12 protein-coding genes are annotated in these 16,217 nt (G+C 64.4%); 5 read left to right on the forward strand and 7 right to left on the reverse strand.

All coding sequences use genetic code 11. The features are described 5' to 3' along the window. Positions 1-18 precede the first annotated feature (18 nt). Positions 19-246, forward strand: coding sequence for a sulfurtransferase TusA family protein (locus tag QE494_RS11445; RefSeq protein WP_300043541.1), 228 nt, complete (start codon positions 19-21; stop codon positions 244-246). A 109-nt stretch (positions 247-355) separates the two neighbouring features. Here QE494_RS11445 and galU read toward each other — a convergent pair whose 3' ends face one another. Together galU and QE494_RS11455 are read right to left on the reverse strand one after the other, a co-directional pair. Then, on the reverse strand, positions 356-1,246 hold the full coding sequence (gene galU, locus QE494_RS11450) for a UTP--glucose-1-phosphate uridylyltransferase GalU (protein WP_300043457.1): 891 nt from the start codon (positions 1,244-1,246) through the stop codon (positions 356-358). A gap of 184 nt (positions 1,247-1,430) precedes the next feature. Beyond that, entirely contained in the window at positions 1,431-4,256 is a 2,826-nt protein-coding gene (locus QE494_RS11455) for a valine--tRNA ligase (protein ID WP_300043458.1), read from the reverse strand. 305 nt (positions 4,257-4,561) lie between these two features. On the opposite strand from QE494_RS11455, the gene QE494_RS11460 reads away from it, so the two are divergent. The 3 genes from QE494_RS11460 (at position 4,562) to QE494_RS11470 (ending at position 7,059) form a co-directional block, all read left to right on the forward strand. Beyond that, positions 4,562-4,984: a rubrerythrin family protein gene (locus QE494_RS11460; protein WP_300043461.1), complete on the forward strand. Its 423-nt coding sequence runs from the start codon at positions 4,562-4,564 to the stop codon at positions 4,982-4,984. 106 nt (positions 4,985-5,090) lie between these two features. Beyond that, positions 5,091-6,440 (forward strand): (Fe-S)-binding protein, encoded by a 1,350-nt coding sequence (locus QE494_RS11465; protein WP_300043464.1) that lies wholly within the window; start codon positions 5,091-5,093, stop codon positions 6,438-6,440. 28 nt (positions 6,441-6,468) lie between these two features. Beyond that, positions 6,469-7,059, forward strand: a complete 591-nt coding sequence (locus QE494_RS11470) for a DUF3501 family protein (protein WP_300043465.1) — start codon at positions 6,469-6,471, stop codon at positions 7,057-7,059. Between the two features lie 24 nt (positions 7,060-7,083). On the opposite strand, the gene ugpQ is transcribed toward QE494_RS11470, so the two are convergent. The 5 genes from ugpQ to ugpB form a co-directional block, all read right to left on the reverse strand. Next, on the reverse strand, positions 7,084-7,833 hold the full coding sequence (ugpQ, locus tag QE494_RS11475) for a glycerophosphodiester phosphodiesterase (protein WP_300043467.1): 750 nt from the start codon (positions 7,831-7,833) through the stop codon (positions 7,084-7,086). A gap of 70 nt (positions 7,834-7,903) precedes the next feature. Further along, positions 7,904-8,914, reverse strand: a complete 1,011-nt coding sequence (locus QE494_RS11480) for a sn-glycerol-3-phosphate import ATP-binding protein UgpC (protein WP_300043468.1) — start codon at positions 8,912-8,914, stop codon at positions 7,904-7,906. An 11-nt stretch (positions 8,915-8,925) separates the two neighbouring features. Further along, positions 8,926-9,777: a sn-glycerol-3-phosphate ABC transporter permease UgpE gene (gene ugpE / locus QE494_RS11485; RefSeq protein WP_300043469.1), complete on the reverse strand. Its 852-nt coding sequence runs from the start codon at positions 9,775-9,777 to the stop codon at positions 8,926-8,928. A gap of 12 nt (positions 9,778-9,789) precedes the next feature. Continuing rightward, a complete protein-coding gene (gene ugpA, locus QE494_RS11490; protein WP_300043470.1) occupies positions 9,790-10,692 on the reverse strand; it encodes a sn-glycerol-3-phosphate ABC transporter permease UgpA in 903 nt (300 codons plus the stop codon). Between the two features lie 63 nt (positions 10,693-10,755). Continuing rightward, positions 10,756-12,069 (reverse strand): sn-glycerol-3-phosphate ABC transporter substrate-binding protein UgpB, encoded by a 1,314-nt coding sequence (gene ugpB, locus QE494_RS11495; RefSeq protein ID WP_300043472.1) that lies wholly within the window; start codon positions 12,067-12,069, stop codon positions 10,756-10,758. A 244-nt stretch (positions 12,070-12,313) separates the two neighbouring features. Between ugpB and QE494_RS11500 the strand changes: the two genes are divergently transcribed. Beyond that, positions 12,314-16,210: an FAD/FMN-binding oxidoreductase gene (locus tag QE494_RS11500; RefSeq protein ID WP_300043474.1), complete on the forward strand. Its 3,897-nt coding sequence runs from the start codon at positions 12,314-12,316 to the stop codon at positions 16,208-16,210. The last annotated feature ends 7 nt before the right edge of the window (positions 16,211-16,217 follow it).

Here is a 16,217-nt window from a genome sequence, read left to right on the forward strand (position 1 = left end):
ACGGGAGACAATGGAGCCATGGACATCGCCAAGGAAATCGATACCCGCGGGTTGAACTGCCCCCTGCCCATCCTGAAGGCCAAGAAGGCATTGGCCGAGCTTGAGTCGGGCCAACTGCTCAAGGTGGTGGCCACCGATCCGGGCTCCTTGCGGGACTTTCAGGCCTTTACCCGCCAGACCGGGCATGAACTGGTCGAACAGCAGACGCTCGGCAGCGAGTTCATCCACCTGCTGCGGCACCGCTGAGCGGGCAGTGCCACACGGCCCAAACCGCCCGGCTCCGCTTCGGATCGCCTCAACGGGTGTCGACTCGCCTTGACTCGCCTCGTCGAGCCTTGCGATGGGCGCGAGGCCTTCAGCAGACCGTACGCCGCAGGTACTGGCTGAACTCCGCACCCACCTCGGGGTGTTTGAGCGCGAGCTCTACCGTCGCTTCCAGAAACCCCTGCTTGCTGCCGCAGTCGTAGCACTTGCCCGCGTACTGGTAGGCGTGCACGCCCTCGCCTTCGATCAGTTGGGCAATTCCGTCGGTGAGCTGGATCTCGCCACCACTACCGCGCGGCAGTTGGCGGATCTTGTCGAAGACGCTGGCGCTGAGGATGTAGCGGCCGGCCACACCCATGCGGGAGGGGGCCATCTCGGGGGCTGGCTTTTCCACCATTTGGCGAACACGTATCAATCCCGGGCCGGCTGAATCGCCGGCGACGATGCCGTAGCGGCGGACATGTTCGGTGGGTACCTCACGCACGGCCAGCACGCTGGTGCCTACTTCCTGAAAGACCCGGACCATCTGCGCCAGCACACCGGGCCCGCCGTCCGCGCCCACCATCAGGTCATCGGCCAGCAGCACCGCAAAGGGATCTTGTCCGACCAGGGGTTGGGCGCACAGCACCGCATGGCCCAGACCCAGCATGCGGGCTTGACGCACATAGGAGCAGTCCATGTCGTCGGGCTTGATCGAGCGCACCAGCGCCAGCAACGCGTCCTTGTGCGCGGCCTCGAGTTCGTTTTCGAGCTCGTAGGCGGTGTCGAAATGGTCTTCGATGGCGCGCTTGCTGCGGCCGGTGACGAAGATCATGTGCCGGATGCCGGCGGCGTAGGCCTCTTCCACCGCGTACTGGATCAGCGGCTTGTCGACGATGGGCAGCATTTCCTTGGGCTGGGCCTTGGTGGCGGGAAGGAAACGCGTGCCCAGCCCGGCGACCGGGAAGACGGCTTTTTGGATGGCGGGGCGAGTCGTGGTCATCGTGGGCCTTTTCGGGTGGGCTGACCGGCGGTGCCGCTCAGGCGGGTTCGTAGGGAGCCTCGACCTTGAGCGCGGCGGCGGGGACGGTGTGTCGTCTCCCGGCACCGCAGGCTGTCGGACGGGTCCATTCCAGCAGAGGTCACGGCCGCATCTTAACGAGGGCCGATGACAGGCGCGTGGCGCTTCAGCTGCCCAGGCGGGCCAGTTGCTCGCGCAAACGCGCCAGGGTGGCGCTGAACTGGGCGATGCGCTGGCGCTCTTGCTCGATCACCGCCGGGGGCGCCTTGGCGACAAAGGCCTGGTTGGACAGCTTGCCCTCGGCCTTGGCGACTTCGGCCTGCAGCCGGTCGGCTTCCTTGGACAGGCGCGCCTTCTCGGCTGCGACGTCGATTTCCATGAAAAGGCACAGGCGGGCCTCGCCCACCATCGCCACCGGGGCGGACGCAGCGGCGGCCGACCAGTCGGCTTCGGCGTCGAAGACCTTGACCTCGCTGAGCTTGGCCAGCGCCTGCAACACCGGCGCGGCCTCGCGCAGGAAGGCGGCGTCGCCGACGGCGTAAAGCGGCAGCCGGGTCGAGGGCGAGACGTTCATCTCGCCACGCAGGTTGCGGCAGGCGTCGACCACCGCCTTGAGGCGCTCCATCCAGGCGATGGCGGCAGCGTCGATGCGCTCGGGCTGCGACAGCGGGTAGGGCGCGATGCTCACCGACTCACCCGCAAGGCCTGCTACCGGCGCGACCTTCTGCCAGAGTTCTTCGGTGATGAAGGGAATGACCGGATGCGCCAGGCGCAAGATCGCTTCCAGCACCCGGATCAGGGTGCGGCGTGTGCCGCGCTGCTGGGCCGGGGTGCCGGTCTGGATCTGCACCTTGGCAATTTCCAGGTACCAGTCGCAGTACTGGTCCCAGACGAACTGGTAGATGGTGTTGGCGACGTTGTCCAGGCGGTAGTCGGCAAAGCCCTGCGCCACCTCGGCCTCGGCTTGCTGCAGCAGCGAGACGATCCAGCGGTCGGCGGCCGAGCGCTCGGCGTTGTCGTCGCTGCAGTCTTGCCCCTCGCAGTTCATCAGCACAAAGCGGGTGGCGTTCCAGAGCTTGTTGCAGAAGTTGCGGTAGCCCTCGCAGCGCTTGCTGTCGAAGTTGATGCTGCGCCCCAGGGAGGCCAGCGACGCAAAGGTAAAGCGCAGCGCGTCGGCGCCATAGGCCGGAATGCCCTCTGGGAACTCCTTCTCGGTCTGCTTGCGCACCTGCGGCGCGGTTTCGGGCTTGCGCAGGCCGGTGGTGCGCTTGTCAAGCAGCGGCGGCAGGGCGATGCCATCGATCAGGTCCACCGGGTCCAGCACATTGCCCTCGGACTTGGACATCTTCTTGCCCTGCGCATCGCGCACCAGGCCGTGGATGTACACATGCTTGAACGGCACCCTGCCGGTGAAGTGGGTGGTCATCATGATCATCCGGGCGACCCAGAAGAAGATGATGTCGTAGCCGGTCACCAGCACGGTGGAGGGCAGGTACAGCTCCATGTCCTCTGTTTGCTCGGGCCAGCCCAAGGTGGAAAAGGGCACCAGGGCCGAGGAGTACCAGGTGTCGAGCACGTCCTCGTCGCGCCGCAGCGTCTTGCCAGGGGCCTGGGCCAGGGCCTCGGCTTCATTCTTGGCGACGTAGACCTTGCCATCATCGTCGTACCAGGCCGGGATCTGGTGGCCCCACCAGAGCTGGCGGGAGATGCACCAGTCCTGGATGTTGTTCATCCACTGGTTGTAGGTGTTGACCCAGTTCTCGGGCACAAAGCGCACTTCGCCCGACTGCACTGCGTCGATCGCCTTTTGCGCGATGGATTTGCCCGTCGGGTCCTGCGCACTGACCTTGCTCATGGCCACGAACCATTGGTCAGTGAGCATGGGCTCGACCACTTGCCCGGTGCGGGCGCAGCGCGGCACCATCAGGCGGTGCTTCTTGGTTTCGACCAGCAGGCCCTGAGCCTCGAGGTCCGCCACGATCTGCTTGCGGGCGACGAAGCGGTCCAGGCCCTGGTACTGCGCAGGTCCGTTCTCGTTGATCTTCGCGTCCAGGGTGAGCACGCCGATCATGGGCAGGCCGTGGCGCTGGCCGACTGCGTAGTCGTTGGCGTCATGCGCCGGCGTGACCTTGACCACGCCGGTGCCGAAGGCGCGGTCCACGTAGTCGTCGGCAATGACCGGAATCAGGCGGTCGCACAGGGGCAGGTGCACCTGCTTGCCGATCAGGGAGGCATAGCGCTCGTCTTCCGGGTGCACCATCACCGCCACGTCGCCCAGCAGTGTCTCAGGCCGGGTGGTCGCCACGGTGAGGGTGCCCGAGCCGTCTTGCAGTGGGTAGTTGATGTGCCAGAGAAAGCCGTCTTCCTCTTCACTCTCGACCTCGAGGTCAGAGACGGCAGTCTTGAGCTCCGGGTCCCAGTTGACCAGCCGCTTGCCGCGGTAAATCAGGCCCTGCTCGTAGAGTTTGACGAAGGTGTCGGTGACGACGCGCGAGAGCTTGTCGTCCATGGTGAAGTACTCGTGCGACCAGTCCACGCTGTCGCCCATGCGGCGCATTTGGGTGGTGATGGTGTTGCCCGACTGCTCCTTCCATTCCCACACCTTGGCCACGAAGTTCTTGCGGCCCAGGTCATGGCGGCTCACCTTTTGTTGCTGCAGTTGGCGCTCGACGACGATCTGGGTGGCGATGCCGGCATGGTCGGTGCCGGGTACCCAGACCGTGTTGTGGCCCCGCATCCGGTGGTAGCGGGTGAGGCTGTCCATGATGGTCTGGTTGAAGGCATGGCCCATGTGCAGCGTGCCGGTTACGTTGGGCGGGGGGAGTTGGATGGCGAAAGCTTCCTGGCCCGACTGAGCCGTGCCAGTGCCGCGGTGGCCGGCGCGCCCGTAGCCACGCTGCTCCCACAGGGGCCCCCAGTGGGCCTCCAGGGCGGCGGGCTCGAAGGATTTGGACAGGCTTTGGAGGCCGCTCTGCTGGGGGGTGTCGCTCATGGTCTGGCGGAAAAAGAAAAGAGGGCATCCGCGTGCCGTCCTGGGGTTCGGGAACTCGGCCTGATTCTATTCGGCGCCCCTTGGGCCGCTGGGTGCCCCTCTCCGGTCACGCCTGGTTGGTTGATCAGCACACGATTACAGACACATATCAGGGTTATCCCCTAAATAGTCGCAGTCAATTCATTGAATTGACGCGTCCAATTGGACGGAGCCCGTGCAGACACCTACATTTGCGCTGACTTCGCCCACGCCCGTCGGGCTGGCGGGTTGTTTTTGTATTCTTTCCAACCACCAGGAGGTGTTCCATGGCAGCTCTCAAAGGCTCCAAGACCGAAGAGAACTTGAAGGCAGCGTTTGCCGGCGAGTCCCAGGCAAACCGCCGTTATCTGTATTTCGCAAACAAGGCAGACGTCGAGGGTCAAAACGATGTGGCCGCCCTGTTCCGCTCCACCGCGGAAGGCGAGACTGGCCATGCTCACGGCCACCTTGAGTGGCTCGAGCAGTGCGGCGACCCCGCCACGGGCCTGCCCATTGGCGGCACCCGCGAGAACCTGACCGCGGCCGTTGCTGGCGAAACCCACGAGTACACCGACATGTACCCGGGTATGGCCAAGACGGCCCGCGACGAGGGCTTTGACGAGGTCGCCGATTGGTTCGAGACCCTGGCCAAGGCCGAGCGCTCGCACGCCAACCGCTACCAGAAGGCGTTGAACGAGCTGGTCGACTGACCCGCATCGCGATGTTTTGTGCTGGGCATGGCTTGCGCCGTGCCCAGTGCCAAGCACCGATTCCCGCATCCCTCCCCAGAGCTCTCGAACCACAAGGATAGACGCCATGGCCCGCGAAGGCAGCCTGGAAGCCCCGACTCGGCATCCGATCGATTGGAAGAACCCCGACTTCTATGACGAGGAGGCGACCTTCCATGAGATGGAGCGCATCTTTGATATTTGCCACGGTTGCCGGCGCTGCGTGAGCCTGTGCGGCTCCTTTCCGACCTTGTTTGACCTGGTCGACGAGGGGCCCACTGGCGAACTCGACGGAGTGGACAAGCAGGACTTCTGGAAGGTGGTCGACCAGTGCTACCTGTGCGACCTGTGCTACCTGACCAAGTGCCCCTACGTGCCGCCGCACGAATGGAACCTGGACTTTCCGCACACCATGCTGCGGGCCAAGGCGATCAAGTTCAAAAAAGGTGAGGTGGGCGCTGGAGAGAAATTCCTGGCCTCTACCGACACCCATGGCAGCTTCGCCGGCATCCCGATCGTGGTGCAGGCAGTCAACGCGATCAATGCCACCAAGCCGGCCCGCGCCCTGATGGAGTCCGCCCTGGGGGTGGACAAGGACGCCTGGTTGCCGAGCTTGGCCACGCACAAGTTCCGCTCCGAGGCGGCCTCCTCGGCCGACTTCCCAGTCAAGGCCGGTGCGAAGACCCCGGGCAAGGTGGCGATCTACGCGACCTGCTACGTGAACTACAACGAGCCGGGTATCGGCCACGACCTGCTCAAGGTCCTCGCGCACAACGAGGTTCCGTATGTGCTGGTCGACAAGGAAAAGTGCTGCGGCATGCCCAAGCTGGAGCTGGGCGACCTCGAATCGGTCGATGCCAACAAGCAGGTCAACATCCCCGCGCTGGACCGCTACGCCCGCGAGGGCTACGCCATCCTTTCGGCCGTTCCGAGCTGCACGCTGATGTTCAAGCAGGAGCTGCCGCTGATGTACCCGGAGGACGAAGCGGTTCAGCGGGTCAAGGCGGCGATGTGGGACCCCTTCGAGTACCTCATGGCTCGCAAGCGCGACGGCCTGCTCAAGACCGAATTCACCGAGCCCCTGGGCAAGGTGGCCTACCAGGTGCCGTGCCACGGCCGGGTGCAGAACATCGGCAAGAAGACCGAGGAAATGCTCAAAATGATCCCGGACACCCAGGTACATACGCACGAGCGATGCTCGGGCCATGCCGGCACCTTTGGCGTGAAGAAGGCAACGCACCAGCAGGCGATGAAGATCGGCAAGCCGCTGTTCAAAAAGATGGCGGAGCATTCCGCCGGCGGTGCGCCCGACGTGATCACCTCCGACTGCCCACTGGGCGGTCACCATATTGCCCAGGGCTTTGAGGTCAACGGCCTGGGTGCCCCCGAGATGCAGCATCCGCTGACCCTGGTGCGGCGCGCCTACGGCTTGAAGTGAAACAGACAAGAGAAGCGAGGACAGAACTATGCAGCTGACAGGACAAGTCACCGCCGACAGCCTGATGACGCTCGAGGCCTATACCAAGTGGCGCAAGGCGCACAAGGCGGACGTGATCGCGCACCGCAAGTTGCGCTCTGTGCAACTGGGCGAGCATGTGAGCGTGCAATTTGAGAGCGAGACCACCATCCGCTACCAAATTCAGGAAATGCTGCGCATCGAGAAGATCTTCGAGGAAGAGGGCATCGCCCACGAGATCGAGGCCTACGCCGCGCTGTTGCCCGAGGGCAGCAACTGGAAGGCAACCCTGATGATCGAGTACCCCGACATCAACGAGCGTCGCCGCGAACTGGCCCGCCTGATCGGCATCGAAGACCGGATGTTTGTCGAGGTTGAAGGCCATGCCCGCGTCTACGCCATCGCCGACGAGGACCTGGACCGCGAGAACGAGGAAAAGACCTCGGCTGTGCACTTCCTGCGCTTCGAGCTGCCGGCCGCGGCCAAGGCCTCGGTGAAGGCGGGCGCCAGTGTCAAGCTCGGTTGCGACCACGTCAACTACCCGGCGCACCTCACGGTTGCGGCCGAAACGCTGGCCTCGCTGGCCGGCGATCTGCGCTGAGCCACTCTCCCGAGGCGGCTCTGCTCAGTCTGGCCTGAAGAGGTCCACCCGGTCGGTGATGATGCCGTCGGTGCCCAGGGCCAGCAGCTGAGCCGCCACCGACTCGTCGTTGACCGTATAAGACAGGCAGCGCATCCCCCCCGCCTGCACGCGGGCGACATTAGCCGCGTCCCACAACCCGTACTGGCAGACCACTGCCACGCAGCCCAGGGCCTGGGCCTGCTCGAACCAGCCTTCCCAGAGTGTGCTGAGAAGCAATCCTCGAGACAGATGGGGCGCCTGGGACCTTGCGCCCTCAAGGGCGTCGGTCTTGAAGGAGGTGAGGAACGGCGGTACGGCCGCGTCGGCCCACAGGCGTGCCGCTTCGGCGGCGACCGCCTCACCGGTGGCGCGGTCTGAACCCGGCGTGGGCTTGATTTCGATATTGAGGTGGTGTCCATTGGCCAGGCACCAGCGTGCCAGGGCCTCCAGCGTGGGCAGCGGCTCGCCGGCGTATTGGCGCGAGTGCCATGACCCGGCATCCAGGCTAGACAGGGCGCTCCAGGTCTGCTCACCCGCGACACCCTGGCCATTACTGGTGCGCTCGAGTGTCGCGTCATGCAGGAGGAAGACCACGCCATCGGCCGAGAGCTTGGCGTCGCACTCGAACATGCGATAGCCGTGCGAGGCACCCAGACGGAAGGCCGCCAGGGTGTTTTCGGGGGCCAGCTTGCCTGCGCCGCGGTGGGCGGTCCAGCGGGGGTAGGGCCAGGCGGGCGGTGTGGCGGAGGTCATGGGCGTTATTTGTGGCTTTGTTGGGCTATGCGCATGCTTGGAATCTTGGAATGGGCGGGGCGCCGCGGTGTCAATCGGGCAAGCGCTTGCCGCTTTCAGCGTCGAACCAGTGCAGCCGATCGGCGCGCGGTGACACGGTGACTGTGCTGCCAAGTTTTGGTGTGTCCCGACTCTCGTCCAGGCGGACGATGAGGCTTTCACCCGCCAGCCGGCCATAGACCAGACGTTCGGCGCCCAGGAGTTCCGTGGATTCAACCTGCACCTGCCAGCCAGTGTGGGCGAGATCCAGATGCTCGGGTCGCACTCCGAGCAACGCGCCGGGGCGGCCGCCAGGTGCACTCCGGAGTAGGTTCATCGGCGGAGAGCCTATGAAGCTGGCGACGAAGGTGGTGGCCGGCCGCGCGTACACCTCCTCGGGCGTACCGAACTGCTCCATCACCCCGGCGTTCATCACCATCATGCGTTGGGCCAGAGTCATGGCCTCGACCTGGTCGTGGGTCACGAATAGTGAGGTAACACCCAACTCACGGTGAAGTTTCTGGATCTCCAGCCGCGTCTGGGCGCGCAGCTTGGCGTCCAGGTTCGAGAGTGGCTCGTCGAATAGAAAAACCTGGGGTTGGCGCACGATGGCCCGTCCCATGGCTACCCGCTGGCGCTGGCCGCCCGAGAGCTGGCGCGGCTTTCGCGCGAGCAACTCCGACAGTTCGAGGATGGCGGCTGCCTTGTCCACCCGCTGGCGAATTTCAGCGGCTGGCAGCTTGCGGATCTTGAGGCCATAGGCCATGTTCTCGAACACGCTCATGTGTGGGTAGAGCGCGTAGTTCTGGAACACCATCGCGATGTCTCGGTCAGCCGGCTCTACATCATTGACCACGCGACCGCCGATGGCGATCTCTCCGCCCGTGATCTCCTCGAGACCAGCGACCATCCGCAGCAGGGTGGACTTGCCGCAGCCTGAGGGTCCAACGATGACGACGAACTCGCCAGCGTGGATGTCGGCATTGACGCCATGAATGACCTGCAGGGACTGCTTGCCGCTGGGGTACTTCTTGATGATGTTGCGAAAGGAGATGCCTGACATGGGATTTGTGCTTATTTTTCAGTGTCAACCAGGCCCTTGACGAACCACTTCTGCATCAGGAGCACGACCAATGCCGGCGGTAGCAGCGCGAGCAGGGCGGTGACCATGACCAGGTTCCACTGAACCTGCGCATCGGCCCCCGCGACCAGGCTACGGATGCCAACGACGATGGGGTACATGTCCTCACGAGTACTCATCAGGAGTGGCCAAAGGTACTGATTCCAGCCATAGATGAATTGGATGACAAAGAGGGCCGCGATGCAGGTGCGTGACAGTGGCAACAGTACGTCCCAAAAGAAGCGCAGGGGAGAGGCGCCGTCCATGCGTGCGGCCTCGACCAGTTCGTCAGGGATGGTGAGGAAGAATTGCCGAAAAAGGAAGGTGGCCGTCGCCGAGGCCATGAGGGGCACGGTCAGGCCCGCATAGGTGTTGACCAGCCCGAGGTCAGCCATGACCTGGTAGGTGGGCACGATACGTACTTCGACCGGCAGCATCAGGGTCACGAAGATCGCCCAAAAGACCGTTTTGCGGAATCGCAGCCGGAAGTAGACGATTGCGAAGGCGCTGAGTAGCGAGATCAGGATCTTCCCGACGGGAACCAGCAGGGCGGTGACGGTGCTGACCCACAGCATGCGCCAGACAGGCTGCTGGGAGTTGAGCCCGGTGCCTTCCGCCAGCAGGACCGATCGGAAATTGGTCCAGGCTTGGTCGCCCAGGCCCAAGGGGCTGGGCATCTGGGCCACGTCCTGCGCCGAGTGCGTGGAGGCGGCCAGCGCCAGGTACAAGGGGAAGCAGATCACGGCCACTCCCAGCAGCAGTACTGCGTGGGAGAGCAGGTCCAGCCCGCGTTGTCGTTCCACCATGGAGGGGCGCTTTCAGTAGTGGACTCGGCGGTCTACGTAACGGAACTGGATCGCAGTCAGCGCGATCACGATCGCCATCAGCACCACGGACTGGGCTGCCGAACTGCCGAGGTCCATCGCCTTGAAGCCGTCAAAGTAAACCTTGTAGACCAGGATGGCGGTGTCTCTGCCGGGCCCACCGCGGGTGGTGGCGTCGACGATGCCGAATGTGTCGAAGAAGGCGTAGACCGTGTTGACCACCAGCAGGAAGAAGGTGGTCGGCGCGAGCAGGGGCAGTTGGATGCCGGCGAGCCGGCGCCAGACGCCCGCGCCGTCGATGGCGGCCGCTTCGATGAGCGACCTCGGGATGCTCTGGAAGCCAGCCAGAAAAAAGAGGAAGTTGTAGGAGATCTGCTTCCAAACGGCGGCGATGACGATCAGCGCCATCGCATGGTCGCTGTCCAGGAGGGCGTTCCATTCGAAACCCAGGCGACCCAGTGCATAAGCGACCACGCCGACCGAAGGCGAGAACAGGAACAGCCAGAGCACCCCGGCGACCACCGGGGCCACCGCATAGGGGAGTATCAGGAGGCTGCGGTAGATCAGCGCTCCGCGCACCACGCGGTCGGCGAAGAACGCCAGCACCAGAGACAGGCCGATACCCAGGGTCGCCACGAGGAGCGAGAACACTGCCGTGGTTCGGAATGAGGCAAGGTAGGTGTCGTCGGCTATCAGCGCGCGGAAGTTATCCAGGCCGACCCATTCGGTAGAGGTTCCGAAGGCATCCGACAGTTGGAGTGACTGCAGCAGCGCCTGGCCCGCAGGCCAGAAGAAAAAGATCGAGATGATCAGTAACTGCGGGGCCAACAGTAGCCAAGGGAGCCAGCTACCGCGGAAGCGCACCCGCTTTTCGTTGGAGGGAGTTTCGTTCGACAAATTCAATAGGCCCGAACTGGCGGGGGCCAGCCCGGGCATCTTTGAGGGCAACGGGTCAGGGGATCAGGACTTGTTGGCCTTTTCGAATTTTTCGAGCAGCTCGTTGCCGCGCTTGACGATGCTGTCCAGCGCTTCCTTGGCCGACTTCTTGCCAGCCCAGACCTGCTCGAGTTCTTCGTCCTCGATCGTGCGGATCTGCACGTAGTTGCCCAGGCGGATGCCGCGCGACTTGTCGGTGGTCTTGCGGATCATCTGGTTGACCGAGATGTCGGTGCCCGGGTTCTGCGCGTAGAAGCCGGAGGCCTCGGTCATCTTGAAGGCTTCGGTGGTCACCGGCAAGTAGCCGGTCCGCTGGTGGTTGACGGCCTGCACCTTGGGGTCGGAGAGGTAGTCAAAGAAGCTGGCGACGCCCTTGTATTCGGCCGTCTTCTTGCCCGACATGACCCAGAGGCTGGCGCCGCCAATGACCGTGTTCTGAGGCGCGCCGGCGACGTCGGGATAGTACGGCAAGGTGCCCACGGCAAATTGGAACTTGGCGTTCTTCTTCACGCCCGCATAGGCGGCAGAGGAGTTGACGCTGATGGCGCACTCGCCGGATTCGAAGTTGGCGCCTGCTGCGCTACCGCGACCCTTGTAGACGAAGAGGCCCTGCTTGGCCATGTTGCCCATGTTTTCGATGTGACGCACATGCAGGGGCGAGTTGACGACCAAACGGGCATCCATACCCCGCATGCCGTTACCCTTGGTGGCCAGTTCGGTGTTGTGCCAGGTGGAGAAGCTCTCCAGCTGGGTCCAGCCCTGCCAGGCGGTGGTGAAAGGGCACTTGTGCCCCGAGGCCTTCAGCTTGGCCGCGGCCAGGGCCACCTCGGGCCAAGTCTGGGGCAGCTTGTCGGTCGAGACGCCGGCGGCCTTGAGCGCGTCAAGGTTGACCCACAGCACGGTGGTCGAGCTGTTGAACGGGAAGGACATCATTTGCCCGTTGGGCGCCGTGTAGTAGCCGGCCACAGCGGGCACATACGCCTTCGGGTCGAATTTGTAGCCGCCATCGCGCATGACTTTTTCGACCGGCACGACCACGCCCTTGGAGGCCATCATGGTGGCGGTTCCCACTTCGAACACCTGGAGGATGTGGGGGGCATTGCCGGCACGGAAGGCGGCGATCGCGGCCGTCATGGACTCGTCGTAGCTGCCCTTGAAGACGGGTACGATTTTGTAGTCTTTTTGTCTTCCGTTGTAATCCTTGGCGATGTCGTTGACCCAGTCATTGAGGGCCCCGGTCATCGAGTGCCACCAAAGGACCTCGGTCTGAGCTGCGGCGGGCAAGGCAAAGCTGGCGGCGAGGGCAGCGGCCGCGGCCTTTGTGAGTAATTTTTGCATCTGATAACTCCTTCGTTGATCGGTGTGGTTAGCTGCGCTGACCCCGGGCCGAACCTAGGTTGGCCACTGTTCGGCATATTGACTCGGGTTTGTGACAGTTCAGTTTCCCGGCCTCGGCCCAGGGGGGAATCCCCTGTACGCGGAAGGTGACGCCAGCCCCCGCCCGGCCAGGGATGTGGCCCTTTGGTACCATTACCCCTCAGCCGCGCCCGCTTCCCATCCTTTCGGCTGAAGCCCGATCGCGATGAACGCACCCACCACCCTCCATCACCTGCTGGCCGCGGCCGACGAGGCGTCCCCGCGCCTGCGTGAAATTCCCTACAACTACACCTCGTTCTCCGACCGAGAGATCGTGATCCGGCTGCTCGGCGAGCGTGCCTGGGAGGTGCTGGGGCAATTGCGCCAGGAGCGTGCCACCGGACGCTCGGCCCGCATGCTTTACGAGGTGCTGGGCGACATCTGGGTGGTGCAGCGCAACCCCTATCTGCAGGACGACCTGCTGGACAACCCCGGCCGACGTCGCCAGCTGGTCGAGGCCCTTCACCACCGCCTGTCTGAGGTTCAAAAGCGCCGCACGCCGGAGCATGCTGCGGTCCGTGATCTGTTGGTGGGTGAACTGCTCGAGGCGGCCAGCCGCGCGGTTCAGGCCTTCGACGCCAGCTTCAAGGCGATGGCCGAGCTTCGCCGTCGCACCCAGCGCCAGCTCGGGCGGCTCACCGCCCGCGACAACATCAAGTTCGACGGCCTTTCGCGCGTCTCGCACGTGACCGACGCCACCGACTGGCGTGTCGAGTACCCCTTTGTCGTGCTCATTCCCGATACCGAGGCCGAAATGGCCGCTCTGGTGCGTGGTTGCATCGAACTGGGCCTGACCATCATCCCGCGCGGAGGCGGTACCGGCTACACCGGCGGCGCGATTCCGCTCACTTGGAAAAGCGCGGTCATCAACACCGAGAAGCTCGAGGCGATGACCGAAGTCGAGCTCGTGGCCGCGCCCGGCCACGCGCAGCCCCTGCCCACCGTGTGGACCGAAGCCGGCGTGGTCACCCAACGCGTGGCGGATGCGGCCGAACGGGCCGGCTTTGTCTTTGCCGTCGACCCGACCTCGGCCGAGGCCTCGTGCATCGGCGGCAACATCGCGATGAACGCCGGCGGCAAAAAGGCGGTGCTTTGGGGTACCGCCCTGGACAACCTGCTGTCCTGGCGCATGGTCACCCCCGACGCCGAGTGGCTGGAGGTGGTGCGCATGGACCACAACCTGGGCAAGATCCACGACGCCGAGGTTGCCACCTTCGAGCTGCGCTACTTCCCGGCCGACGCCAAAAAGATCGACTGGGCCAAGCCGGCGCGTACCGAGCGCCTGGTCATCCCCGGCCGGAGCTTCCGCAAGGAGGGCCTGGGCAAGGACGTGACCGACAAGTTCCTCTCGGGCTTGCCGGGCATCCAGAAAGAAGGCTGCGACGGCCTCATCACCAGCGCCCGCTGGGTGGTGCACCGCATGCCCTCGCACATTCGCACGGTGTGCCTGGAGTTCTTCGGCCATGCCAAGGACGCGGTGCCCAGCATCGTCGAGATCAAAGACTTCATGTTCGCCGAGCAGCGCCGCACCGGCACTGTGCTGGCCGGCCTTGAGCACCTGGACGACCGCTACCTGCGTGCGGTGGGCTACACGACCAAGTCCAAGCGCGGCGTGCTGCCTAAGATGGTCCTGATCGGTGACATCGCCGGCGACGACGCCGACGCGGTGGCCCGCGCCGCCTCCGAGGTGGTGCGCTTGGCCAATTCGCGCAGCGGCGAGGGCTTCACCGCCATCAGCCCGGAAGCACGCAAGAAGTTCTGGCTGGACCGCAAGCGCACTGCCGCCATCAGCCGCCACACCAACGCCTTCAAGATCAACGAAGACGTGGTGATTCCGCTGGACCGCATGGCCGACTACACCGACGGCATCGAGCGGATCAACATCGAGCTGAGCCTGCGCAACAAGCTCAAGCTGGTGAGCGAACTCGAGGCCTTCTTCGCCCGCGGCCAACTGCCCCTGGGCAAGCACGACGATGCCAGCGAGATTCCGTCCGCCGAATTGCTGGAAGACCGAGTCACCCAGGCCCTGGCCCTGCTGCGCGAGGTGGGTGCGCTTTGGCAAGACTGGCTCACCCGGGTGGACGAACTGTTCCCGCAACTGCAAGACCACTCCCTGCGCGCCAGCTGGAAGACGCAAATCCGCGTCCCCTTGCAGCAGATCTTCTCTGGCCAGGCCTTCGGCCCGCTGCTGGCCGAGGTGAACGCCATCCACAAGCGCGTGCTCAAAGGCCGTGTCTGGGTTGCGCTGCACATGCACGCTGGCGATGGCAATGTGCACACCAACATTCCCGTTAACAGCGACGACTACGCCATGCTGCAGGCCGCCCACCAGGCGGTGGCACGCATCATGAAGCTGGCGCGCTCGCTCGGCGGCGTGATCTCCGGCGAGCACGGCATCGGCATCACCAAGCTGGAGTTCCTCACCGACGAGGAGCTGGCGCCCTTTGCCGACTACAAGCGCCGTGTCGACCCCGAGGGCCACTTCAACCGCGGCAAGCTGCTGCGGGAAACGGGCATCCGCAACGACAACGGCATCGAACTGCGTGCCGATTTGGCCCATGCCTATACGCCCAGCTTCGGGCTGATGGGTCATGAGTCGCTGATCATGCAGCAGTCCGACATCGGCGCCATCGCCGACAGCGTCAAGGACTGTCTGCGTTGCGGCAAGTGCAAGCCGGTGTGCGCCACCCACGTGCCGCGCGCCAACCTCCTGTACAGCCCGCGCAACAAGATCTTGGCCACTTCGCTGCTGGTCGAAGCCTTCCTCTACGAGGAGCAAACCCGGCGCGGCGTCTCGATCAAGCATTGGGAAGAGTTCGAGGACGTGGCTGACCATTGCACGGTCTGCCACAAGTGCGAATCGCCCTGCCCGGTGAAGATCGACTTCGGCGATGTGTCCATGAACATGCGCAACCTCTTGCGCAAGATGGGGCAGAAGACCTTCCGCCCCGGCCAGGCCGCGGCGATGTTCATGCTCAACGCCACCAACCCCGAGACCATCAAGCTCGCGCGCAGCGCGATGGTGGGGGTGGGCTTCAAGGTCCAGCGCCTGGCCAGCGACCTGCTGCGTGGTTTTGCGCGCAAGCAGACCGCCCTGCCACCGTCGACCCATGGCACCGCCCCGATCAAGGAGCAGGTGATCCATTTCATCAACAAGAAGCTGCCCGGTGGTTTGCCCAAGCGCACCGCCCGCGCCTTGCTGGACATCGAGGACAAGGACTACGTCCCGATCATCCGCAACCCGAAGGCCACTACCAGCGAGTCGGAGGCGGTTTTCTACTTCCCGGGCTGCGGCTCGGAGCGCCTGTTCTCTCAGGTGGGCCTGGCCACCCAGGCCATGCTCTGGGATGCTGGCGTACAGACCGTGCTGCCCCCGGGCTACCTGTGCTGCGGCTATCCTCAGCGCGGTGCGGGCCAGTTCGACAAGGCCGAGAAAATCATCACTGATAACCGGGTGCTGTTCCCTCGCGTCGCCAATACGCTGAACTACCTGGACATCAAGACGGTGGTGGTCTCCTGCGGCACCTGCTACGACCAGCTCCAGGGTTACGAGTTCGACAAGATCTTCCCGGGTTGCCGCATCATCGACATCCACGAGTTCCTGATGGAGAAGGGCTACAAGCTGGAGGGGGGCCAGGGTTACCTGTACCACGACCCCTGCCACACCCCCATGAAGCTCCAGGACCCGATGAAGACGGTCAAGGCTCTGGTCGGTGACCAGGTGCTTAAGTCCGACCGCTGCTGCGGCGAGTCGGGCACCCTCGGGGTGTCCCGTCCGGACATCTCCACCCAGGTGCGCTTCCGCAAAGAGGAGCAACTGCGCAAGGAGGAGTCCGTGCTGCGCGCGACCGGCTCGGTGGCGGCCGAGGGCCCGGTGAAGATCCTCACCAGCTGCCCCAGCTGCCTGCAGGGCCTCTCCCGCTACGGCAACGACCTGCAAAACGGCCTGCTCGAGGCCGACTACATCGTGGTCGAGATGGCGCAGCGCCTGCTGGGTCCCGACTGGATGCCCCAATACGTGCAGGCCGCCAACCAGGGCGGCATCGAGCGCGTGCTGGTCTGATTGCCCA

The sequence above is a fragment of the Ramlibacter sp. genome (assembly GCF_029866045.1).
Lineage (GTDB): Bacteria > Pseudomonadota > Gammaproteobacteria > Burkholderiales > Burkholderiaceae_C > Ramlibacter.